This is a genomic window from Lacipirellula limnantheis (genome assembly GCF_007746075.1).
GTDB lineage: Bacteria > Planctomycetota > Planctomycetia > Pirellulales > Lacipirellulaceae > Lacipirellula > Lacipirellula limnantheis.
In genome coordinates, this window is sequence record NZ_CP036339.1 from 5604949 (window position 1) to 5623575 (window position 18627).

An 18627-nucleotide genomic window follows, 5' to 3' on the forward strand; every position below is an offset into this window, starting at 1 on the left:
AACAGCGTCAGTAGCGGCGACGCCAGCCAGTTGCCGCCCTCCGAACCAAAGGACTATACTGCCGAGTCTGCACCGCCGCCCTTGGCTGGCCCTACTACTGTTGTTACTTGGAGACGACGTTCGTGGCATCCGGAAAATACCTGTTCACTAGCGAAGCCGTCAGCATGGGGCATCCCGACAAGCTGGCCGACCAGATTTCCGACGGCGTGCTCGACGCCCTCTTCGCCCAAGATCCTTACAGCCGCGTCGCCTGCGAGACGATGGTCACCACCGGCATGGTCGTCATCGCCGGCGAGATCACCACGAAGGCGTACGTCGACATGCAGAAGGTCGTCCGCGAGGTGATCCGCGACGTCGGTTACACCGACTCGCCGATGGGCCTCAGCGCCGACCACTGCTCGGTCCTGGTCGCCATCGACGAGCAGAGCGCTGACATCGCGATGGGCGTCAACGACGACGCCTCGAAGGGCAAGGACATCGGCGCCGGCGACCAAGGCCTCATGTTCGGCTACGCTTGCAGCGACACGCCCGAGCTGATGCCGCTGCCAATCGCGCTGTCGCATCGCATCATGAACCGCCTGACCGCCGCCCGGAAGAATGGCGAGGTCGATTGGCTCCGTCCCGACAGCAAGAGCCAAGTCACCGTCGAGTACGACGGCAACAAAGCCACCCGCATCGACACCGTGGTCGTCTCGACGCAACACAGCGAAGACGTTTCCAACGAAACGATCCGCAAGTATGTCATCGAACAGATCATCAAGCCGGAACTGCCGGCTGAGCTAGTCACCGGCGAGATCAAGTACCACATCAACCCGACCGGTCGCTTCGTCGTCGGCGGTCCGCACGGCGACTGCGGTCTCACCGGTCGCAAGATCATCGTCGACACCTACGGCGGCTGGGGTCGCCACGGCGGCGGCGCCTTCAGCGGTAAGGACCCGACCAAGGTCGATCGCAGCGCCGCCTACATGGCCCGCTACGTCGCGAAGAACATCGTCGCCTCGGGCCTGGCCGAACGCTGCGAAGTGCAGCTCGCCTACGCCATCGGCGTCACCGACCCGGTGAGCGTCTACGTCGACACCGAAGGGACCGGCAAGATCGAGGACTCGAAGATTTGCGACATCGTGAAGAAGCTCTTCCCGCTGTCGCCCTCCGGCATCATCAAGCACCTCGACCTGCGTCGCCCGATCTTCCGCAAGACGGCCGCCGGCGGCCACTTCGGCCGCAACGAGCCGGAGTTTACGTGGGAGAAGACCGACATGGCGGCGAAGATCAAGGCAGAGGCTGACAAGCTGTAGGCGTTCGCCGTCGTTGTTTGACTAAGAAGCACTAACAAGCAGCCCCGACCTAGCTAGGTCGGGGCTGCTTTTTTTCGCCGCATTTGAATGGGAAAGATCAACTCGCACCGGTGGACTGGTCGCTTAAGCGACCAGTCCGAACCCTCGCGCGCATACGATCACTTCGACGACGCCCCACACGCCGCCGTTTACGCAACTTTCCAATCCGGCTTGGTTCTTCATCGCCTCATCGGGTATCGTACCGGTCATGGCGACGGTTGGATCCACCGCTACCCTCCCCGAACGGACGCGCCCGCTCACGATCGCGTGGGTCCGTGCCGCTGCGCCTACGGGCGTCATCGCGCTGCTAGTCGTCGGATCGATTCTCCTCACCCGCCGCGCTGCCGGCGCGTTCAGCGCGCACCTGCCGACGCTGCCGCTGCTGGCGACGATCGTGCTCACGGCCATGGTGATCCTCGGCGGGCGCGTCGCTTGGCGGCTCACCAGCCCGCCGCGCCGGCGCGAGCAGCTTCAATTCCGCGAACAAGTCGTCGGTTGGGGCGGGACGCTAACCCTCGCGCTAATGTTCCTCGGTTGCTCATTCCCGTCATTCGCCTATTGGAACTGGCTCTGCTGGCTGCCGCTGGTGATCGCCGACTACCTGCAGCGCGACTGGTTCTTTGAGACCGCCCCCGGCTGGACGCCGCGATTGATCAACCACGAATCAGGCCTCGGCCACTGGCATCCGCTCGGCGAGGGGGACGGCGGCGGCGTTCTGCCCCTCCGTGAAGAAGTTCGCGAGCATTACCCGCTGTTCGATCGCGAGTTCGACCGCCACGAGCGCCCCTCCGTCGCTGATGAGGACCTGGAAGAGGACCAAGCCGAGTATGACGAAGCCGCTGAAACGCTCGACGCCAACGTCCTGCAGCAACTGACGCGCATCCGCGACGAGGCTGGCGTTGAAACGATCTTCGGCACGCTGCGAGCCGAGTTCGCCCCCGGCCAGCGGCACGCGACGCTCCACGTCGGCTTCTGCCCCCCGCTCGCCGGTCCGCCGGCGATCGAAGCCGACCCCGCTGACGGCCCCGACGCCATGGTGAAGGTCATCCAATCCTTCGCCCACGGCGCCCGTCTCGAAATCCGCCTCGCCGCCCCCGCCGCCGAGTCCTGCTCCGTCCTTCTAGAAATGACCGCAGCGCCCGCCGACCAAACTTGAAAAGAATTGCTTAACCGCCAAGGACGCCAAGGTTCGCCCAGGAAATGCGGAGAAGGAGGATGAACCACAGCGGAAGTCCGATCCCGCCAGCCCTTCCTCTCTTTGCGCCTTCGCGCCTTTGCGTGAGACAAACTCTTTTTCAAATCTCTCGCAAAGGCGCGAAGGCGCAAAGGAAAAAGGGGGATGTAACTGCTTAGCTTGGCCAATCAACGCAAATGATTCCTATTAGCGTTTGATCTGCGGTTCCCAATTTTTTGCATTTCCTTGGCGTCCTTGGCGGTTGCCTTTCGCATTTCCCAGCCCCCAGGCTCGCCTGTTAGCTCCGGCAAATTCCCGCTATAATCCGCGCGGAGGGACCCTGGGCAATTCACGCAAACCAACTACGGATCGGACTGGGAGAGGATTCCCATCGCCTCGCGCCTGGCGGACCGCTGCGGTTGGGGGGCGTCGACGTGCCGCACGACCGGCATGCCGTCGGCCATAGCGACGCCGACGTCCTGCTCCACGCGATCACCGACGCCCTGCTCGGCGCCGCCGGCCTGCCCGATATCGGCGTCCTGTTCCCGAACACGGAGGAAGCGAACCGCGGCCGCGACTCGGCCGACATGCTGCGACTGGCCTACGACCGCGTCACCGCCGCCGGCTACCGCCTGGCGAACCTCGACGCCGTCGTCCACGCCCAACGCCCAAAAATCTCGCCGCATAAAGCCGCGATCGTCGATCGCGTGGCCCAGATCATCGGTGTCGAGTCGCACCAAATCAACGTGAAAGCCAAAACCGGCGAAGGCGTCGGACCCGTCGGACAGGAAGAACTAATCGAAGCCCGCTGCGTGGCGCTCCTTGAGAAAAACGAACCATAGGGTGCCACTGGCGTGTCGCCAGTGCGGAAGTGGGTACTCGCTCGGTACTTCACACTGGCGACACGCCAGTGGCGCCCAAATCAAACATCAAAAATCCTAAATTATAAATCAACCCATGCCCGCTGCCTCTCAAACCCAATCGACCGCCGTCGAACTCTCCGCCCCGCACCCCACGCTCACCGTCTACAACACCCTCTCCAAAAAGAAAGAACCTTTCCGCACGGTCGAAGAGGGCAAGGTAGGCATCTACCTCTGCGGGCCCACGGTCTACGACAAGGCCCACATCGGCCACATGGTCGGCCCGGTGATCTTCGACTGCATCAAGCGGTACCTGAAGTATTGCGGCTACCATGTGACGTGGGTCGTGAATATCACCGACGTCGATGACAAGCTGATCAACAAGGCGAACGATCGCGGCATCACGATGCTCGAAGTCGCTGAAGAAAACATCGCCGACTACAACGGCAACCTTGCGGCGCTGGGGGTCGATCAGATCGATCACTTCCCCCGCGCGACCGAGTGCATGCCGGAGATCATCGCGATCGTTCAGTCGCTGATCGACAGCGGCTACGCCTATGAGTCCGAGGGGGACGTTTACTTCGACGTCACAAAGGATCGCGAGTACGGCAAGCTGTCGAACCGCTCGCTCGACCAGGTGCAAGGCGACGGCGGCGGCGGAGCCGAGCGGAAGCGCAGCTCCGCCGACTTCGCGCTGTGGAAAAGCGCTAAGCCGGGCGAACCGGCATGGGACAGCCCCTGGGCCAAAGGCCGTCCCGGCTGGCACATTGAGTGCTCGGCGATGAGCAAGAAGTTGCTCGGCGAGACGTTCGACATCCACGGCGGCGGTCTCGACCTCGTCTTTCCGCATCACGAAAACGAAATCGCCCAAAGCGAATGCTGCCACGGCAAGACGTTCGCCACCTACTGGGCACACAACGGATTGCTGCGAAAAGATTCGGAATCGGGAAAAATCGGAGGCGGAGGCGCATCGGAGAAGATGAGCCGCTCCAAAGGCGCCGGCGGCCTCGCCACCCTCATCGCCAAGCAAGGCGGCGAACGGATCCGCTTCTTCCTCCTGAGAACCCACTACCGCAGCACGGTCCTCTTCAGCGAAGAAGCGATCGAAGAAGCCGCCATCGGCCTCGAATCGTTCTACCGCCTCTTCAAGCGGTACCACCGCATCACTAAGGGCGACTTCTACCACCTCCAGGCTCGCGCGCACCGCACTGAGGGCGATACGCAATCGACCGGCAACGCCGCGCTCGACGCCGCCGCGGCATGCAAGGCGAAGTTTATCGCCGCGATGGACGACGACTTCAACACCGGCGGCGCCATTGGCGAACTGTTCGAGCTCGCGAAGATCGCCAACCGCTACTGCGACGAACACAACCTCGAAGGCGGCGGCGCCGACAACGCCACCATCGGCGACCTCACCTTGTTGATGGCGACAATCAAAGAACTTTCAAACATCCTAGGCATTTTCCTGCAGCCCCCGGCTCTGCCGGGGGGTAGCGCCACGGACGAGCTGCTATCCAAAGTGATGCCGCTCGTGATCGAGCTCCGCGCCGAAGCCCGCGCCGCGAAGAACTTCGCCGTGGCCGACGCCATCCGCGACGGCCTCGCCCCCACGGGCGTGAAACTCGAAGACCGCGCCGGCGGCACCGAGTGGACCGGCGGCGGCGAAGGCGCCATCGACAAAGTGATGGCGATGCTGATCGACCTGCGGCAAACCTCTCGCAAGAACAAAGATTTTAAGACGAGCGACGCGATCCGCGATCGGCTGGCAGCAGTCGGTGTGATTTTGGAAGATCGCTCTGGCGGCACGGAATGGACTCGGGCGTAGGCGACATGCGCATCCTCGGCATCGATCCTGGCCTCAACACCACCGGCTACGGCGTGCTCGAAATCGTCAACCGGAAGGTGCGGCTCGTCGAGGCCGGCGTCGTCCGCGGCAAGACGAAGGGTTCGCTCACCGCGCGGGTTCGCGAAATCCACGAAGGCGTCGCCGACGTCATCGCGTCGCTCAAGCCGCAGGCGCTCGCCCTCGAAAAGATCTACGCCCACTACGATCGCCCCACCACGGCGATTCTCATGGGCCACGCCCGCGGCGTGATCGTCCTCGCGGCGGCCCAAGCGGGAATAGCCGTCCACGATTACGCCTCGACGCAGGTCAAAAAATCGCTCACCGACAATGGCCGCGCGCCGAAGTCGCAAATGCAGCTCGCCGTACAGCGCGAGTTGCGGCTCTCCACCCTCCCCGAACCGGCCGACGTCGCCGACGCGCTGGCGATCGCGCTCTGCCACGTCTATTCGTCGCCAGCCTCCGCCGGCGGATTGCGATTGGATGTGGTCGTGAAGTCCACCGCACCGCCCCCCAGGGCTTGAAGAGCCCGGGGCTAAATGGGCGCGTTCATTATCATTCGTCATTCGTCATTTCTGCATTCGTCACTATCCCTACATGATCACCAAAATCACCGGCATCCCGATCAACGTCTCCGGCGACGTCCTCACCCTCGCCGTTGGCGCCTTCGAGTACGAAGTGCTGATCCCCGAGTTCACTCGCCGGCAGCTGCAGGCGCAAATCGGCCATCAGACGAGCCTTCACACGATCGAGTATCTCGAAGGAAACCAGATGGCCAGCCGCCTCACGCCGCGGCTGGTCGGATTTCTCAACCCGATCGAGCGCGAGTTCTTCGAGCTCTTCTGCCAGGTCGACGGCGTCGGCGTGAAGAAAGCGCTCCGCTCGATGGTCCGACCTGTCCAAGAAGTCGCCGCGCTCATCGAAGATCAAGATGCGAAGGGTCTCGCCGCCCTCCCGGGCATCGGCCCGGCGACGGCGGAGCGGGTGATCGCCAAGCTCCGCCGCAAGGTGCCGAAGTTCGCGTTGCTGATCGGCCGCGATCTGCCGGCCGACGTCGCCACCGAACGGGATGTCCTCAGCGAATCGTTCGACGCCCTACGAGCCCTCGGCCACGGCGAGTCGGAAGCCCGCAAATTGCTCGACGACGCCCTGTCGCGAAAGAAGAAATACAAAGACGTCGACGAAATGCTAAGGGCCGTTTACGAACAACGGCATGGCGGCTAAATGTCCGTTGTCCGTGGTCAGTGGTCAGTGGTCAGTTGCAAATTTGGGTTACAATTCCTACAGCAACTGACGACGGACCACTGACTACGGACGCCCCAGATTCACCTATGTTTCGCTAGAAGGCAGGCCTTCGCTGTCTAAAGACGGGCTCCGCTGGGTAACGAAAATTCGACCAATCCGCTTCAGGAACTAAAATGGAGATATCGCCAGCCATGGCGAAGGCCGTTCGCCGCGTCCGTCGCGTCGTCGCGCCCCTCCTTTTCGCTTACCTGTCGGTGGTAGTCATGCTCAGCCTGGTCGAACGCTGGCTCGTCTATCCGGCCCCGCGATCTCACGAGGGCGATTGGATTGCGGCCGAATTTCCGCACGAAGACATCGAGTTCGCCGGCGCCGACGGAGCCAAACTGCACGGTTGGTACATTCCTCACCCCGCCCCGAAAGCCGTCGTCCTCTTTTGCCACGGCAACGGCGAGAACGTCGCCACGCTCCGCCCGCTGCTCGAGCAATTGCACGAGCGAACGGACGTAGCCATCTTCGTTTGGGATTACCGCGGCTACGGCAAGAGCCAAGGAAAGCCGCAAGAGAGTAACTTGCTCGCCGATGCGCGCGCCGCGCAGTTGGTGCTCGCCAAGCGCGCCGGCATTGAGCCCAGCGACGTCGTCGTTTACGGACGCTCGCTCGGCGGAGCCGTCGCAGTGGGACTGGCCGCTGAACACCCGGTGCGCGGCATGGTGCTGGAACGGACCTTCGCCGACATGGTCGAAACGGCCGCCTACCACTTCCCTTGGCTGCCGGTCCGCTGGGTGATGAAGAACCGCTATCCTTCGATCGAGCGCATCGTCACCTACCGCGGCCCGCTCTTCCAAAGCCACGGCACCGCCGATGAAGTCGTGCCGTTCGCCATGGGCAAGAAGCTGTTCGACGCTGCCACCACCGCCAACAAAACGTTCTTCGTCGTCGAAGAGGGGAGTCACAACGCCCCGCAGCCGCCTGAGTATTACAAAGCCCTCGGCGAATTCTTCGACTCGCTCCCCGCCATCGGCGCAGGCCAACGCGAGCACATCGCCGCCGGGTAGCGAGCCCCGTCTAGCCCCTGGCTTCGCCAAGGGGTCGGCCACCATGCCGGTAGGCGTCGTCCTCCGTAGCACTACCCCCTGGCGGAGCCAGGGGCTGAAGAATACCAGATCCTTCACTGCGCTCAGAATGACGGTCGCGTGAATCTCCTCACACCGTCACCATCGTCTCCGGCATCTCGCGGAGGAACAGGTAGACCATCACGGCGTAAGAAGCGATCCCCGTCATGAGAACGTCCGCTGCTAACTGCCAACCGATCGCCGCGCACAGGTAGACGAACGTCGCTGCCGCGACTGTCGAAACACAGAACAGAAAAATCGCGGTCGGGCTGATCGTGCTCTTCACCGGCGGCGACGACTGTAGCGGTCTCAGTTCGCGAAAAAATTGGTAGATGCACAAGACGAAGATGATGGTGGCGAAGATGGAGAGTTCCTGAAGCGCCGGCACGATAGCCACGGCGTCGTACAAGCCATGCGCGATGAAAACGACCCCGAATGTCGCAATGAACTGCGGGATGCATTGTCGCGGCCAGAGACAAGCGCGATAAGCCGCTAGCCCGATTAGCCCCGTCATTGCCATGTGGAATGGCGCGGTGACCAGCATCCGCCCCAGCGTCGCTGTCGCGACGCTGCCGCTGACGTAGCCGATGTTCTCCTCGACGCCGAAGCCGAGCCCTACCCCGCCGGCGAGCAGGAGCGCTGCTAGCTCGTCTCGCTTGAGCACAACCAACGGCAAGAGAGGCAGAAAACAAAGCAGCTTGGCAAACTCCTCCCGCAAGCCGACGCCTAGGACGTTCTCGCGAATCCCAGCCGCCAGTTCAACGCTCTCCGCCAAGCCCCAGACGCGCTCTTGCCAGTAGATTAGGAACAGCGTCGGCCAAACGCTCAGAACGCCAAGAGCCACGGCAACGCCTAGTCCCCAGCCGCGATAGTCAGTCCTACGGCGGACCTGAATCGATTGCTGGAGAAACAGAAACCAACACGCGCCGGTCAGAATGCCAAGCGCCGTCGGTCCCGCCTGCCGCCATCCGCGCACCATGGCTGCAGGAATTGCCATGAATAGTTCTCCCCAACGCCCCTCGTTGGCCAATTGCTGGCGATGTTCCCCTGCCACGAAGTCGGGATCGCCCGAAAAGTCGTCTTCAACCTCCGAAGCTGACTCCAGTTGCATCCATGCTGGCACGAGCCCATCGACGGCAAGTCCGATAACGACGCCTGCCGCCAGGATCCCAATCACCATCTGCCACAAAAACCGCGGGTTCCGCGTTTTCGTCCGCAGATAATTTCGCCAGACCCGCTCACCCATGGCTCCGCCCCATTGCTCGCCCCCGCCGCTTGCGGCTTAGCCCCGCCGTTTCGCCGTTCACTTCCCGCGCAATCTTCGGGTATAGTACCACCAGCGGTAGCGTACATGCGTTCAGAAATTCAAGCGACCGCACCTTCGCGAGCCGGGGCGTCCGGCCCCCGGCGCAGTTCCGCGAGGACTCGCGTTTTGCAAGACCTCCGGGGGCGAGGACGCCCCGGCTCGCTGTAGAGCCACCGTTACCAAGTCTCCTCCGCCTTCCCCCTTCCCCCTTCCCCCGTTCCCCGTCCCCCTTCCGACTTCCCCCTTTGCTCAATGTCTCGCGAGCCCATCCTATCCGGCGACGACGCCTTCGAGCCCGACCCGCCGTCGCAGTTCGTTCCGCTTGGCCGCGAGGAGGACCAGGTCCTGCGCCCGCAGCGCATGGAAGACATGGTCGGCCAGCGCGAAGTCTACGAACGGCTGATGATCGCCGTCGACGCCGCCCGCATCCGCCAGGAGACGCTCGGCCACATCCTGCTCGACGGACCGCCAGGCCTCGGCAAGACCACCTTCGCCACCTGCATCCCGCGGGCGCTCGACGTGCCGCTGCAAATCGCCAGCGGCGCCGCACTCAGCGCGCCGAAAGACCTGCTGCCGTACCTCACCAACGCCCAAGAAGGGTCGGTCCTCTTCATCGATGAAATCCACCGCCTCCCCAAAGCGGTCGAAGAGTTCATGTACCCGGCGATGGAAGACTTTCGCATCGACATCACCCTCGGCGAAGGGGTGAGCGCCCGCACGGTGAACATGACGCTGCGGCCGTTTACCATTATTGGCGCCACTACGCGTAGCGGGTTGCTCTCGGCGCCGCTCCGTGATCGCTTTCAGGTGCGCGAGCATCTCGACTTCTACTCGCACGACGAGCTCTGCGAAATCATCCGCCGCAACGCGCGCAAGTTGCGCGTCGAGATCGACGACGAATCAGCGATGAAGATCGCCGTCTGCAGTCGCGGCACGCCCCGTATCGCGAACAACCGCCTCCGCTGGGTTCGCGACTACGCCACCACGAAGGCCGCGGGCAAAATCACGCTGCCGGTGGCGAACGCCGCGCTCGCCATGCTTGGCGTCGACCCCGCGGGCCTCGACAACCAGGATCGCAAATACATGGAAACGATCCTGCGCGTCTTCCACGGCGGCCCCGCCGGCGTCGAGGCGATCGCCCACACGCTCAACACGGCCATCGACACGCTGACGGACGAAGTCGAGCCGTTCCTCCTCCGCTCCGAGCTGGTCGTCCGCACCCCGCGCGGTCGCAAGCTGACCGCCAAGGGCTACGAACACCTCGGCGCCACGCCGGATGCCGCCATCAACGGCGCCCGCCACGGCCGCGGCGACGACGGCCCCCTCCCCCTCTTCGCGGAATAGCGTTTGCACAGAAGGCGTCGGGAGCCTGTTGCCACTCGAAGCAAACCATGCAAGGCTCGCTCCCCAGTGGCAACAGGCTCCCGACACCCTATGCGCGTCATCGCCCTCCTCAACCGCGACTCCGGAACCGCGGCTAGTTCCACGGGTTCCCCTCAACGAGACGTCGCCGAAGCCCTTGCGGCCGCCGGCCTCGATGCCGACGTCCGTTGCGTCGCCGGCGACCAACTCGCTGCGGAAGCGCAGGCGATCGTGGCGATACGCGGAGTCGACGCCGTGATCGCCGGCGGCGGCGATGGCACGATCGCCACGGTGGCCGCCGCCCTCGTGGGAAGAGAAACCCCGCTCGGCGTCATTCCACTCGGCACGCTCAATCACTTCGCCAAGGACCTCGGCATTCCGACCGATCTCGCCGCCGCCGCGCAGGTCATCGCCGCGAACCGCCCGCGGCCCATCGACCTCGCCCGCGTCAACGATCAGACCTTCATCAACAACTCATCGGTCGGCGTCTACGCCCGCGCGATTATGGAACGCGACGCCACGCAACGCCGCTCGCGGATGAGCAAATGGCCTGCGATGACGATCGCCGTGCTGAAGACGTTCTGGCGGGCGCCGCTGATCCATGTCCGTCTCGACGCCGAAGGAACCGTCCATCGACTCCAGACGCCATTGATCTTCGTCGGCAACAACCGCTATCGCCTCGACCTACTCAACGTCGGCGCCCGCGACCGACTCGACGAAGGGTTGTTGTCGCTCTACGTCGCCCGCGCCCAAACGCGCTGGGGCATGCTGAAGCTTCTTTTCAACGGCGCTCTCGGCCGGCTGCAGCAAGACCGCGACTTCGAAACGCTCTACCCCTGCGAAGTCTGGATGGAAACCCGCCGCACGCGCCTCCATGTCGCCGCCGACGGTGAAGTAATGGTAATGAACGCCCCGCTCCACTATGAGATCCTGCCGCGAGCGCTGAAAGTGTTGCTTCCCCCTCTAGCCCCTGGCTCCGCCAGGGGGTCGGCCTCCACGCCGATCGACGTCGACCGTACTTCAAACCTACCCCCGGGCGGAGCCCGGGGCTAATAACCGATGCGACGCATCATCCACCTCTCCGATCTCCACTTCGGCGCCGACGAGCCCGCCATCGCCGAAGGCCTGCTGCGTGACATAAGTCGCCAATCCGCCCACATCCTCGTCGTCAGCGGCGACCTCACCCAGCGCGCTCGCGGTTCGCAATTCGCCGACGCGGAGCGGTTCCTTCGGCACATCCCACTCCCGCAAATCGTCGTCCCCGGCAATCACGACATTCCCCTCTTCAACGTGATCGCCCGCTGGCTCACGCCGCTCGACAACTACTGCCGCTTCATCAATCGCAACGTCGAACCGACCTTCGCCGACGCCGAACTCGCCGTCGCCGGCGTGAACACGGCCCGCTCCAGCACCCGCAAAGATGGCCGCATCTCCCCCGCGCAAATCGAACGCCTCCGCCAGTTTTACGCCGCCGAGCCCGACGCGAAGTGCAAGATTCTCGTCGCCCACCACCCCTTTATCCCGCCAGTGAACGACGCCACCGCCGCCCTCGTCGGCGGCGCCCCCGCAGCGCTCCGCATGCTCGAAGCCCACGGCTGCCACCTCATCCTCGCCGGCCATCTTCACCTCGCCTATTCGGGCGACGTCCGGCCCCACCACGTCGAGATCAAACGCTCGATCCTCGTGATCCAAGCCGGCACGGCCATCTCCCACCGCCGCCGCGACGAAGCGAATGCCTACAACATACTCACGGTCGACGGGCCATCGCTCTCGCTCGAGGTAAGAACCTGGAACGGCCAAGAATTCACCGGCGCACCGCCGCGGCGTTTCACGCAAACCGGAGAAGGCTGGAGCGCTCAGTAACCGCGACCCAAGGGTGTCGGGAGCCTTTTGCCACTGGCGAATCACCATCCAGTGGATGCTCTCAGTGGCAAAAGGCTCCCGACACCTTCCCGCGTTGCAGAAAATGGTCTCTGACTTCCCGACTACACCTCAATCGGCGCCTGAGTAGCGAGTTGCCGAGCATCGCGAATCCACAGTCCCGCAAACACCGGCGCCAGCGCCAAGCACGCCCATTGGTAGCCCGTCAGTCCATACCACAGCTGCGCTTCGGGCCGAATGAATTCGGTCGCGAATCGATACGCCAAATAGGACAAGATATAGAGCTTGATCAGCTGCCCGCGAAACATCCCGCGCCGCTGCAATTGCCACAGGACCGCCGCCATCGCGAGATGAAATGCCGCCTCGTAGAGCTGCGTCGGATGGCGCGGCAACGAATCGACCGCCGGAAACACGACGCCCCAGGGAAGGTCCGTCGGCGTGCCGTAGCAACAACCGCCGACAAAGCAGGCCAACCGCCCTACCCCGACCGCGGCCGCCACCGGCACGGCAAACGAATCGCCCGTCTTCACCGTAACGCCGAGGGCCCATTTGGCGGCTTCAACCCCCACATAGCCGCCGACCAACCCGCAGATGATCGTCTTGCCGTCGCTGAACCACGCCGCGCCGCTCAGTAGGCCGTCCCAGTCCGCCACGACGAACGGCAACTTGGCCCCGATCATCGCCCCGCAAAACGCGCCGAGCCCAATCCCCAGTCGCTCGCCGCTCGTGAGCGCCGACGGCGACGGCATTCGGCGGCTAAGCCAGATCCCCGTCGCCACCGCAGCGACCATGATGAGCGTGTAGGCTGGGTTCACCGAATGATTAACCGCAGAGGACGCGGCGTGCGCAGAGTAAGGAGCCGCACATCACGCTAAAGGTTGTTAACGAGCCGCATCAAGAATCTGCCCCGTAATCTCATTGATTTGCATAGCGATTCTCACCCTCCCAACACCCTCTCCAAACTCTCCGTGTCCTCCGCGCACTCCGCGGTGAAATCCTGCATCAGCCGCGGCAACTTCACCCGCCCATCCCGATAAAGCAGGTTGTACGCCGAGAATGGCACCAAGTGTCCGCTCGGCAGCACGAAGTGGACGCACGCCTTCATCTCTTGCCGTACGTCAAAGTTGTACGCGTCCATAAAGCTAGTCGTGGTGATGCGGAAAACGTCCTCCGGCCCCAAATCTTCCAGGAGCGCCCGGCCGAAAAACTCCTGAGCGACCCGGTCGCTCGCAGACTTCGCCTCGCCACGGCCGTCGTCGACATGACGCACATCGCCAGCAACGCTCCCCGTCAGCACTGGCAACAACTGGCTTGGGTCGCCGCAACCGCAATCCACGCCGCCGCAGGCCATCCGCGAGAGATATTCGCCGATCAGCTCCCGCGCCCGTTCGCGATTGAACGTGATCCGTCCGGAGAGCAGATCGAGATGGTTGTCGAGGTCGACGAACCGCGCGAGCGGCACGACCTCGCCGCCGCTGCGATAGGCGTACGCCAACGAGTGGGCGTTGGGATGAGCGCACGGCAGCGGCGCGAAATCGCTCTCCACCCAGCCGCCGGCACCGCCCAGGCCCGTCTGGTCGCAAATGCCCCGCAGAATATCGGGGAACGTCACCCGGCGTTCCAACTCCGCCGGCAACAAATGTCGTCCCACATAGCTGGCCGGCTGAAAGCTCACCCCGGTCACCCACGGCCGTTCCAATCCAAACTCCACCAGCTTTCCCAACTCGTGATCGTTCACGCCGGGCTGCACGGTCGACACGAGAATCGTCCGCACTCCCGCGGCGCCGAGACGTTCAATCGCCCGCAGTTTCGTCTCCACCATCGATTCGCCGCGCAGCGTGCGACAGCCCTGGTCGTCAAAGCCGTCGAACTGCAAATAGACTTCGGTCCGCCCCCGCTGTTCCGCCAGGGCGTCGACCAGCGCTTGATCATGCGCCAGCCGCAGGCCGTTCGTGTTGATCATCACAATGTCGATCGGCTGGTCGCAAGCGTACCGCCAGATCGAGAGGAACTCGGGATGGATCGTCGGCTCGCCCCCCGAGAGTTGCAAAATCTCCGGACGCCCTTCCACCGCGACGAGTCGATCAATCGCACGGCGACACTCTGCAAACGACAGATGCTTCCCGCCGGGGCCGCTCGAAGCAAAGCACATCGGGCATTCCAGATTGCACGACGACGTGATCTCCAGCAGGCCAATGCAGGTGTGCTGTTCGTGCTCGGTGCAGAGCCCGCAATCGAAGGGGCAGCCAAGCTTCGGCTCGACGCCGAACTCGTTCGGCATCTTCCCAGGCAAGCTGTAGTCCGTTCGGTCCCACCAGCGCACGTCAGAGCAGACGAAATCTTCCCGCCGTCCATGCGTGGGGCAGCGCTTGCGAAAATAAACGCGCCCCCCGCGCTCGACGATCTTCGCCGGCACGAGGGTCAGACATTCGGGACACAGGCTCTGCGTCGCCCCGAGAAACGTGTAGTCGCGCAGCGTAATTCCCATCAGGGCTTCACCTCAATGTCGCGCAAGTACCGGCGTCGCGACCATTGCCCGAGCTTCACGACGCCCCAAATCGAAAGCAACCCCGCGACCCCCACGCCAAGCGCCAACAAGAGCAGTCCCGGCTCGTTCCCGTCCGCGCCGAACGCGAAAGCGCACACCGCACAGAAACAGCAGAACGCCGCAAATCCCACCACAGTCGCCAACACCATCGCCACGACGAACGACGTCGCCGCGAGGCCAATCTTCTCGGAAGGACTGACGCGTACTCCCGCCGCCTCGCGCCGGCGGACCACTTTGGCCGTGCGCACCAACACCGGTGCGAGCAGCACGCACACAATCACTCCCAAACCCGGCGCCGCCGCGAGCAAGCCGCAGCAAATCGCAATCAGCGTCGTGATCAGCAGCATCGTGCTCAACGAAAACGACGCTCCGCGATGAGACGGTGCAACGGGTGAGCGCGCCGGGGCGAGGCTCGATCCATCCAACGACTCCCCGCAAAGCCAGCAGCGACTCGCGTCAGGCGGAACCACCGCCTGGCAGTGAGGGCAGACAACGTCGAGCGGCACGAAGGCGTCGCTCATACGCCCCCTCCTTTCTCAGCGCTGCAAAGCCGGGCATATTCGCCCGCTAGATGGCGCGATTGCCGCACCACCTGCCCCGCAAATACCCCGCACAGCGCGATCGCCGCGAGCATCACCAGCTGCTCGAACCGCGGCACGCTCAGATCAACCGTCGCCTCGCGGCCAAACCGCTCGGGCCACTTCGCCACGCCAAGCGTGCAGACATACCCCGCGACCGACGCCGCGGTCGCCAGCCGCACCACCGGCAGACTGAACCGCAGCGCCGCCAGGACGATGATCAGAAAATAGCCGACCGTCAGCGGACTACGCGGCCCGTCGGCGATCCCAAGCACGCAGGTCAGCATCACGACGTCGACGCAAGTCGTCGCCGCAGACATCCAGCGCGGGAACACGCGGTTCCGCAAGCAAAGCAGCACCATCGCCGCGACGGCCGCCCAGGCCAACGCCAGCAGCGTCGCCAGCAGATGGAACCGGCGATCAATCGCCCCCGGCTCGCTCAGCTTCAAGACCGACCAGGCCGGCAACCGCCCCTGGCTCGCCAGGTAGTTCCACAAGTGAAGCGAGTAGAACACGGCGATTGCCGCAATGCGCAACAGATTCGCCCGCGCCTCGCCATGATACTGCTGCCACCGCTGGGCAATATGCCAAGCTCGGTCGCCGGCCGATTCAGCGGAACTCATCAACGTCTCTCCCGCGCAGTGCGCCGATTCTTCAGAAAGTCATTAGGGCGTTTTAGCGACGGCTTCAATGATGTACTTGGTCAGCAGCGACGCGCCGAAACCCCATGAGAAACTCATCAGCGTGCCGATGGTGATGTATTCGGCTTCCAAACGGTTTTTGTGATCGTTCAGTTCGCCGAAGCGAAAGACGCTCTTCGCTGCCACGAGAAAGCCGACTCCCTCGATCTGGCCCGTCATCACAAACAGGAAGATCAAGAATCGCTCGAGCTGGCCGATGAGTTTGCCTCCGTCAGGAAATCCTCGCTCTGCACTGCTCGCGGCTTGCTCGTGAGCATCTTTTAATTTGGCTGTGTAGGTCGCTAAATAAAGATTGACGACCCAACCCCCTAAGAATGCGGTGGCCATCGCCCCGACAATCCAGATTAGCGCTGCGGTCATAGGCCTTCGTCTAGTTGGAAGCTTAATATAGCGCCTGCGGGCTATAACAGACTGTTATAGCGCCCAGAAGCTATTTTTCGTCAAAAGCCGCCCAGAATTCCTCGAATTGGGCGATCGCTCGAGAAATAGCCGGCCAACAGGCCCGGCGCAAATGCCGATTTACCGTGGATTGTTCAATCGGCGGAGCCCACTGCTCGCCAATTTCTACCTGAGTCCAGCCTCTGATTGCCCCTTGAACTGCTTGCGACTGCTTCTCCCGCCAATCGCGCGTGACAATGGCGTCAATCAAATCGAACGTCAAATCCCAACGAACCGTCGCTTCACGAGAACTGGCTGCGAAGCCCATCCGTCGCTTTCCCAACTCGCCGGCCAACAATTCTCCGGAGAGACGAAACGCTTGGCCATCTCCCTCAGAGACTCGCTTTCCTGGAACAAAGTCGATCGGCCCGATCCCGACGGCAAACCGCGTATCTCGTTGAAGCTCGGCCGCCCGCAGATAGGCCCGATAAAACAGTCCCGCCGCTAACGTCTTGCCGGGATTCGTCAACAAAATCTGCCACGAATCTCCACTAAAGACGTCCACCCCGAGCGGCATCACGCGTTTGCCGAGCCACTTCTGCAGAGCGTCGGATCCCTCCTTCATCACAAAGAACAGCTTCTCGCGTTCAATTGGACCAATCTTCGTAGACTGGACGATGTCGCCCGAAACCACGCCATAGAGTTGATCCAATTGAACTTGCATCCCGCGAACCATTCCTTGCTTTTGATCATCGAGTGTAAAACACACCCTCGGAGAGCGCTCCAAACAACGCCAATATAGCCGGCAGAGAATCGAAGCGTTACTGCGATTACCCTTCCGCCCGCCTGGCCGGACCCTGCCGGAAGCTGATCTCCATCCGATTCCAGGCATTCATTGACGCCACGATGACCGTCAAGTCGACGATCTCCTGGTCCGAGAAGTGCCGCCCCAGTTCCTCGAACACGTCATCCGGCACGCCCGTCTGCGACACGAGCGTCACCGACTCGGCCCACGCCAGCGTTGCTCGCGCTTCGTGCGAATGTAGATCAACGCTCGCGAGAAACGAATGCCCTTCGCCACACACCGGCGGCAAATAGTCCCAGCGTCGTCCCGACCCATGCAGATGTTGGTTCAGGAACCAAGATGGCCGTGATACTTCCAGACACGCCAAACCGCATTCGCCGCGTTGCGAGATCGGCGCCGGAAAGCGACCATTCAGCGCTCTCCCAATCGAAATCGCTGAGATCGACCGGTAACTGCGGCGAGCTATCGAATTCATTGGCATCGGTATCCCGAAATCGAACCGAAAGTGCATAGACATAGAATGGATCAAGCCAAGTCGTCGGCCCGATTGAATCGAAACCGTGTGAGAACTCGTCGATCAGCACGCCTCCCCCGATCGATTGATTGTTACGCGCGCGAATGTAGTTGTAATCGCTGGGGACAACGAGCGACCGAGTCGACAAGTTGATTGCGATCGTGGCACGGTAGCGATCCGTGCCCAGTTTCTCTGACGGGGCGTCGTTGAAAGTGAAAAAACCTGTGACCTCTTGGGCAATTTGCAAATCGCCCAAGATCATTCCGTCATTGGACGCGATCTGATCGATCGTTCCCTTAAAGTACGTTGTGGTCGTGGCACCGCTGGCGAACTCCACGGCGGCGCTGCCGATAAACAGGCAAAGTAGGAAAGTGGCCTTCATAGGTTTTCCAGCCGGAACGAATGACTCGGAGGATGCGATCTGCACGAAATAGCAAACGCTTGAAGTATAGTTAAACATCTAGTTGGCCGTCCCTGATTGCATGAGATATTTTGTTCGGTCAATGCGAAGCCCTACAATTACCTGTTTTTTTTGCGTCGGTCTTCAAACCCTCTTCGCTTTGACCTGGGCGTAGATTCTTTCCGGCGCGGCCTCGAAGTACTTGAATAGCGCAGGGCAGAGCCACCCCTCCAACTGAAATTGCGGGCTGAAGTACCAGTTGCCGCCCATCTCCTCTCGCCGCCAGTCAAACTCGTAGCGACTCCCAGGAAACGGGTTGAGCGAAAATAAGATCGTCACGCCTTGGTCGGCGTCTTCGATGCCCTCGACCATGCGGTCGATGATGACGTCAGCGCCGGCGACGAACGGCTCCTGCACCAACCCGACGGCAGAGTCGTCGAATACCCAAATACCTTGAACCTTGTAGGGGTGAATGGCGATGATCGAATTCATGACTGAGGCTCCCGGAATGCTTTTCTACCAAGAAGAGGACTTCGGGACGCTCAACAAGTTCGGTCGCCGACGGTCTTTATATAGCCAGACGATT

General features: G+C 62.5%; 21 protein-coding genes. 10 read left to right on the forward strand and 11 right to left on the reverse strand.

What is annotated here, in order from left to right; all coding sequences use genetic code 11:
• The first annotated feature begins 122 nt into the window (after positions 1-122).
• A complete protein-coding gene (gene metK, locus I41_RS21820) occupies positions 123-1295 on the forward strand; it encodes a methionine adenosyltransferase (RefSeq protein WP_145435018.1) in 1173 nt (390 codons plus the stop codon).
• Positions 1296-1418: 123 nt separating this feature from the next.
• Here metK and I41_RS28360 read toward each other — a convergent pair whose 3' ends face one another.
• Positions 1419-1544 carry a hypothetical protein gene (locus tag I41_RS28360; RefSeq protein WP_261342443.1) on the reverse strand — a complete coding sequence of 42 codons (126 nt, stop codon included), beginning with the start codon at positions 1542-1544 and terminating at the stop codon, positions 1419-1421.
• Here I41_RS28360 and I41_RS21825 point away from each other — a divergent pair.
• The 6 genes from I41_RS21825 (at position 1543) to I41_RS21850 (ending at position 7511) form a co-directional block, all read left to right on the forward strand.
• A complete protein-coding gene (locus I41_RS21825; RefSeq protein ID WP_145435019.1) occupies positions 1543-2490 on the forward strand; it encodes a hypothetical protein in 948 nt (315 codons plus the stop codon). The two genes, I41_RS28360 and I41_RS21825, sit on opposite strands and share 2 nt — an antisense overlap.
• Positions 2491-2855: 365 nt before the next feature.
• Positions 2856-3350 (forward strand): 2-C-methyl-D-erythritol 2,4-cyclodiphosphate synthase, encoded by a 495-nt coding sequence (gene ispF, locus I41_RS21830; RefSeq protein WP_145435020.1) that lies wholly within the window; start codon positions 2856-2858, stop codon positions 3348-3350.
• A gap of 115 nt (positions 3351-3465) precedes the next feature.
• Positions 3466-5193: a cysteine--tRNA ligase gene (gene cysS, locus I41_RS21835; protein WP_145435021.1), complete on the forward strand. Its 1728-nt coding sequence runs from the start codon at positions 3466-3468 to the stop codon at positions 5191-5193.
• The gene (ruvC, locus tag I41_RS21840; protein ID WP_145435022.1) at positions 5178-5735 is read left to right on the forward strand and encodes a crossover junction endodeoxyribonuclease RuvC; all 558 of its coding nucleotides are present in this window, start codon (positions 5178-5180) and stop codon (positions 5733-5735) included. The genes cysS and ruvC overlap by 16 nt, the downstream gene beginning before the upstream one ends.
• 73 nt (positions 5736-5808) lie before the next feature.
• Positions 5809-6435, forward strand: a complete 627-nt coding sequence (gene ruvA, locus I41_RS21845) for a Holliday junction branch migration protein RuvA (protein WP_145435023.1) — start codon at positions 5809-5811, stop codon at positions 6433-6435.
• A gap of 212 nt (positions 6436-6647) precedes the next feature.
• Positions 6648-7511: an alpha/beta hydrolase gene (locus tag I41_RS21850; protein ID WP_210421032.1), complete on the forward strand. Its 864-nt coding sequence runs from the start codon at positions 6648-6650 to the stop codon at positions 7509-7511.
• Positions 7512-7659: 148 nt separating this feature from the next.
• On the opposite strand, the gene I41_RS21855 is transcribed toward I41_RS21850, so the two are convergent.
• Complete coding sequence (locus I41_RS21855) at positions 7660-8814, reverse strand: PrsW family glutamic-type intramembrane protease (protein ID WP_145435025.1); 1155 nt, start codon at positions 8812-8814, stop codon at positions 7660-7662.
• Positions 8815-9126: 312 nt separating this feature from the next.
• Between I41_RS21855 and ruvB the strand changes: the two genes are divergently transcribed.
• The 3 genes from ruvB (at position 9127) to I41_RS21870 (ending at position 12099) form a co-directional block, all read left to right on the forward strand.
• Positions 9127-10218: a Holliday junction branch migration DNA helicase RuvB gene (ruvB, locus tag I41_RS21860; protein ID WP_145435026.1), complete on the forward strand. Its 1092-nt coding sequence runs from the start codon at positions 9127-9129 to the stop codon at positions 10216-10218.
• Between the two features lie 90 nt (positions 10219-10308).
• Positions 10309-11289, forward strand: coding sequence for a diacylglycerol/lipid kinase family protein (locus tag I41_RS21865; protein WP_145435027.1), 981 nt, complete (start codon positions 10309-10311; stop codon positions 11287-11289).
• 6 nt (positions 11290-11295) lie between these two features.
• Entirely contained in the window at positions 11296-12099 is an 804-nt protein-coding gene (locus I41_RS21870) for a metallophosphoesterase family protein (RefSeq protein WP_145435028.1), read from the forward strand.
• A gap of 122 nt (positions 12100-12221) precedes the next feature.
• Here the strand turns inward: I41_RS21870 and I41_RS21875 are convergent, their stop codons facing one another.
• From I41_RS21875 to I41_RS21915, 9 genes are all read right to left on the reverse strand, one after another.
• Positions 12222-12932, reverse strand: a complete 711-nt coding sequence (locus tag I41_RS21875; protein WP_246133726.1) for a prolipoprotein diacylglyceryl transferase — start codon at positions 12930-12932, stop codon at positions 12222-12224.
• A 122-nt stretch (positions 12933-13054) separates the two neighbouring features.
• A complete protein-coding gene (locus I41_RS21880) occupies positions 13055-14605 on the reverse strand; it encodes a radical SAM protein (RefSeq protein ID WP_145435029.1) in 1551 nt (516 codons plus the stop codon).
• Positions 14605-15186 (reverse strand): hypothetical protein, encoded by a 582-nt coding sequence (locus I41_RS21885; RefSeq protein WP_145435030.1) that lies wholly within the window; start codon positions 15184-15186, stop codon positions 14605-14607. The genes I41_RS21880 and I41_RS21885 overlap by 1 nt, the downstream gene beginning before the upstream one ends.
• Positions 15183-15866 (reverse strand): hypothetical protein, encoded by a 684-nt coding sequence (locus I41_RS21890; RefSeq protein WP_145435031.1) that lies wholly within the window; start codon positions 15864-15866, stop codon positions 15183-15185. Before I41_RS21890 ends, I41_RS21885 begins: the two co-directional genes overlap by 4 nt.
• 42 nt (positions 15867-15908) lie before the next feature.
• Entirely contained in the window at positions 15909-16304 is a 396-nt protein-coding gene (locus tag I41_RS21895; protein WP_145435032.1) for a hypothetical protein, read from the reverse strand.
• Between the two features lie 70 nt (positions 16305-16374).
• Complete coding sequence (locus I41_RS21900) at positions 16375-17046, reverse strand: hypothetical protein (RefSeq protein WP_145435033.1); 672 nt, start codon at positions 17044-17046, stop codon at positions 16375-16377.
• Positions 17047-17152: 106 nt separating this feature from the next.
• Positions 17153-17416 (reverse strand): carboxymuconolactone decarboxylase family protein, encoded by a 264-nt coding sequence (locus I41_RS21905; protein WP_145435034.1) that lies wholly within the window; start codon positions 17414-17416, stop codon positions 17153-17155.
• The gene (locus I41_RS21910; protein WP_145435035.1) at positions 17370-18023 is read right to left on the reverse strand and encodes a hypothetical protein; all 654 of its coding nucleotides are present in this window, start codon (positions 18021-18023) and stop codon (positions 17370-17372) included. The genes I41_RS21905 and I41_RS21910 overlap by 47 nt, the downstream gene beginning before the upstream one ends.
• A gap of 162 nt (positions 18024-18185) precedes the next feature.
• Positions 18186-18533, reverse strand: a complete 348-nt coding sequence (locus tag I41_RS21915; RefSeq protein WP_145435036.1) for a DUF6717 family protein — start codon at positions 18531-18533, stop codon at positions 18186-18188.
• Between the last annotated feature and the right edge of the window lie 94 nt (positions 18534-18627).

What these genes read in the sequence shown, in the direction of transcription:
- I41_RS21825 (WP_145435019.1), top strand. Translation starts at nt 1,543, where the DNA reads ATGGCGACGGTTGGATCCACCGCTACCCTCCCCGAACGGACGCGCCCG.
- I41_RS28360 (WP_261342443.1), bottom strand. Translation starts at nt 1,544, where the DNA reads ATGACCGGTACGATACCCGATGAGGCGATGAAGAACCAAGCCGGATTG.
- cysS (WP_145435021.1), top strand. Translation starts at nt 3,466, where the DNA reads ATGCCCGCTGCCTCTCAAACCCAATCGACCGCCGTCGAACTCTCCGCC.
- ruvC (WP_145435022.1), top strand. Translation starts at nt 5,178, where the DNA reads ATGGACTCGGGCGTAGGCGACATGCGCATCCTCGGCATCGATCCTGGC.
- ruvA (WP_145435023.1), top strand. Translation starts at nt 5,809, where the DNA reads ATGATCACCAAAATCACCGGCATCCCGATCAACGTCTCCGGCGACGTC.
- I41_RS21850 (WP_210421032.1), top strand. Translation starts at nt 6,648, where the DNA reads ATGGCGAAGGCCGTTCGCCGCGTCCGTCGCGTCGTCGCGCCCCTCCTT.
- I41_RS21855 (WP_145435025.1), bottom strand. Translation starts at nt 8,814, where the DNA reads ATGGGTGAGCGGGTCTGGCGAAATTATCTGCGGACGAAAACGCGGAAC.
- ruvB (WP_145435026.1), top strand. Translation starts at nt 9,127, where the DNA reads ATGTCTCGCGAGCCCATCCTATCCGGCGACGACGCCTTCGAGCCCGAC.
- I41_RS21865 (WP_145435027.1), top strand. Translation starts at nt 10,309, where the DNA reads ATGCGCGTCATCGCCCTCCTCAACCGCGACTCCGGAACCGCGGCTAGT.
- I41_RS21870 (WP_145435028.1), top strand. Translation starts at nt 11,296, where the DNA reads ATGCGACGCATCATCCACCTCTCCGATCTCCACTTCGGCGCCGACGAG.
- I41_RS21880 (WP_145435029.1), bottom strand. Translation starts at nt 14,605, where the DNA reads ATGGGAATTACGCTGCGCGACTACACGTTTCTCGGGGCGACGCAGAGC.
- I41_RS21885 (WP_145435030.1), bottom strand. Translation starts at nt 15,186, where the DNA reads ATGAGCGACGCCTTCGTGCCGCTCGACGTTGTCTGCCCTCACTGCCAG.
- I41_RS21890 (WP_145435031.1), bottom strand. Translation starts at nt 15,866, where the DNA reads ATGAGTTCCGCTGAATCGGCCGGCGACCGAGCTTGGCATATTGCCCAG.
- I41_RS21895 (WP_145435032.1), bottom strand. Translation starts at nt 16,304, where the DNA reads ATGACCGCAGCGCTAATCTGGATTGTCGGGGCGATGGCCACCGCATTC.
- I41_RS21900 (WP_145435033.1), bottom strand. Translation starts at nt 17,046, where the DNA reads ATGCAAGTTCAATTGGATCAACTCTATGGCGTGGTTTCGGGCGACATC.
- I41_RS21910 (WP_145435035.1), bottom strand. Translation starts at nt 18,023, where the DNA reads ATGAAGGCCACTTTCCTACTTTGCCTGTTTATCGGCAGCGCCGCCGTG.
- I41_RS21915 (WP_145435036.1), bottom strand. Translation starts at nt 18,533, where the DNA reads ATGAATTCGATCATCGCCATTCACCCCTACAAGGTTCAAGGTATTTGG.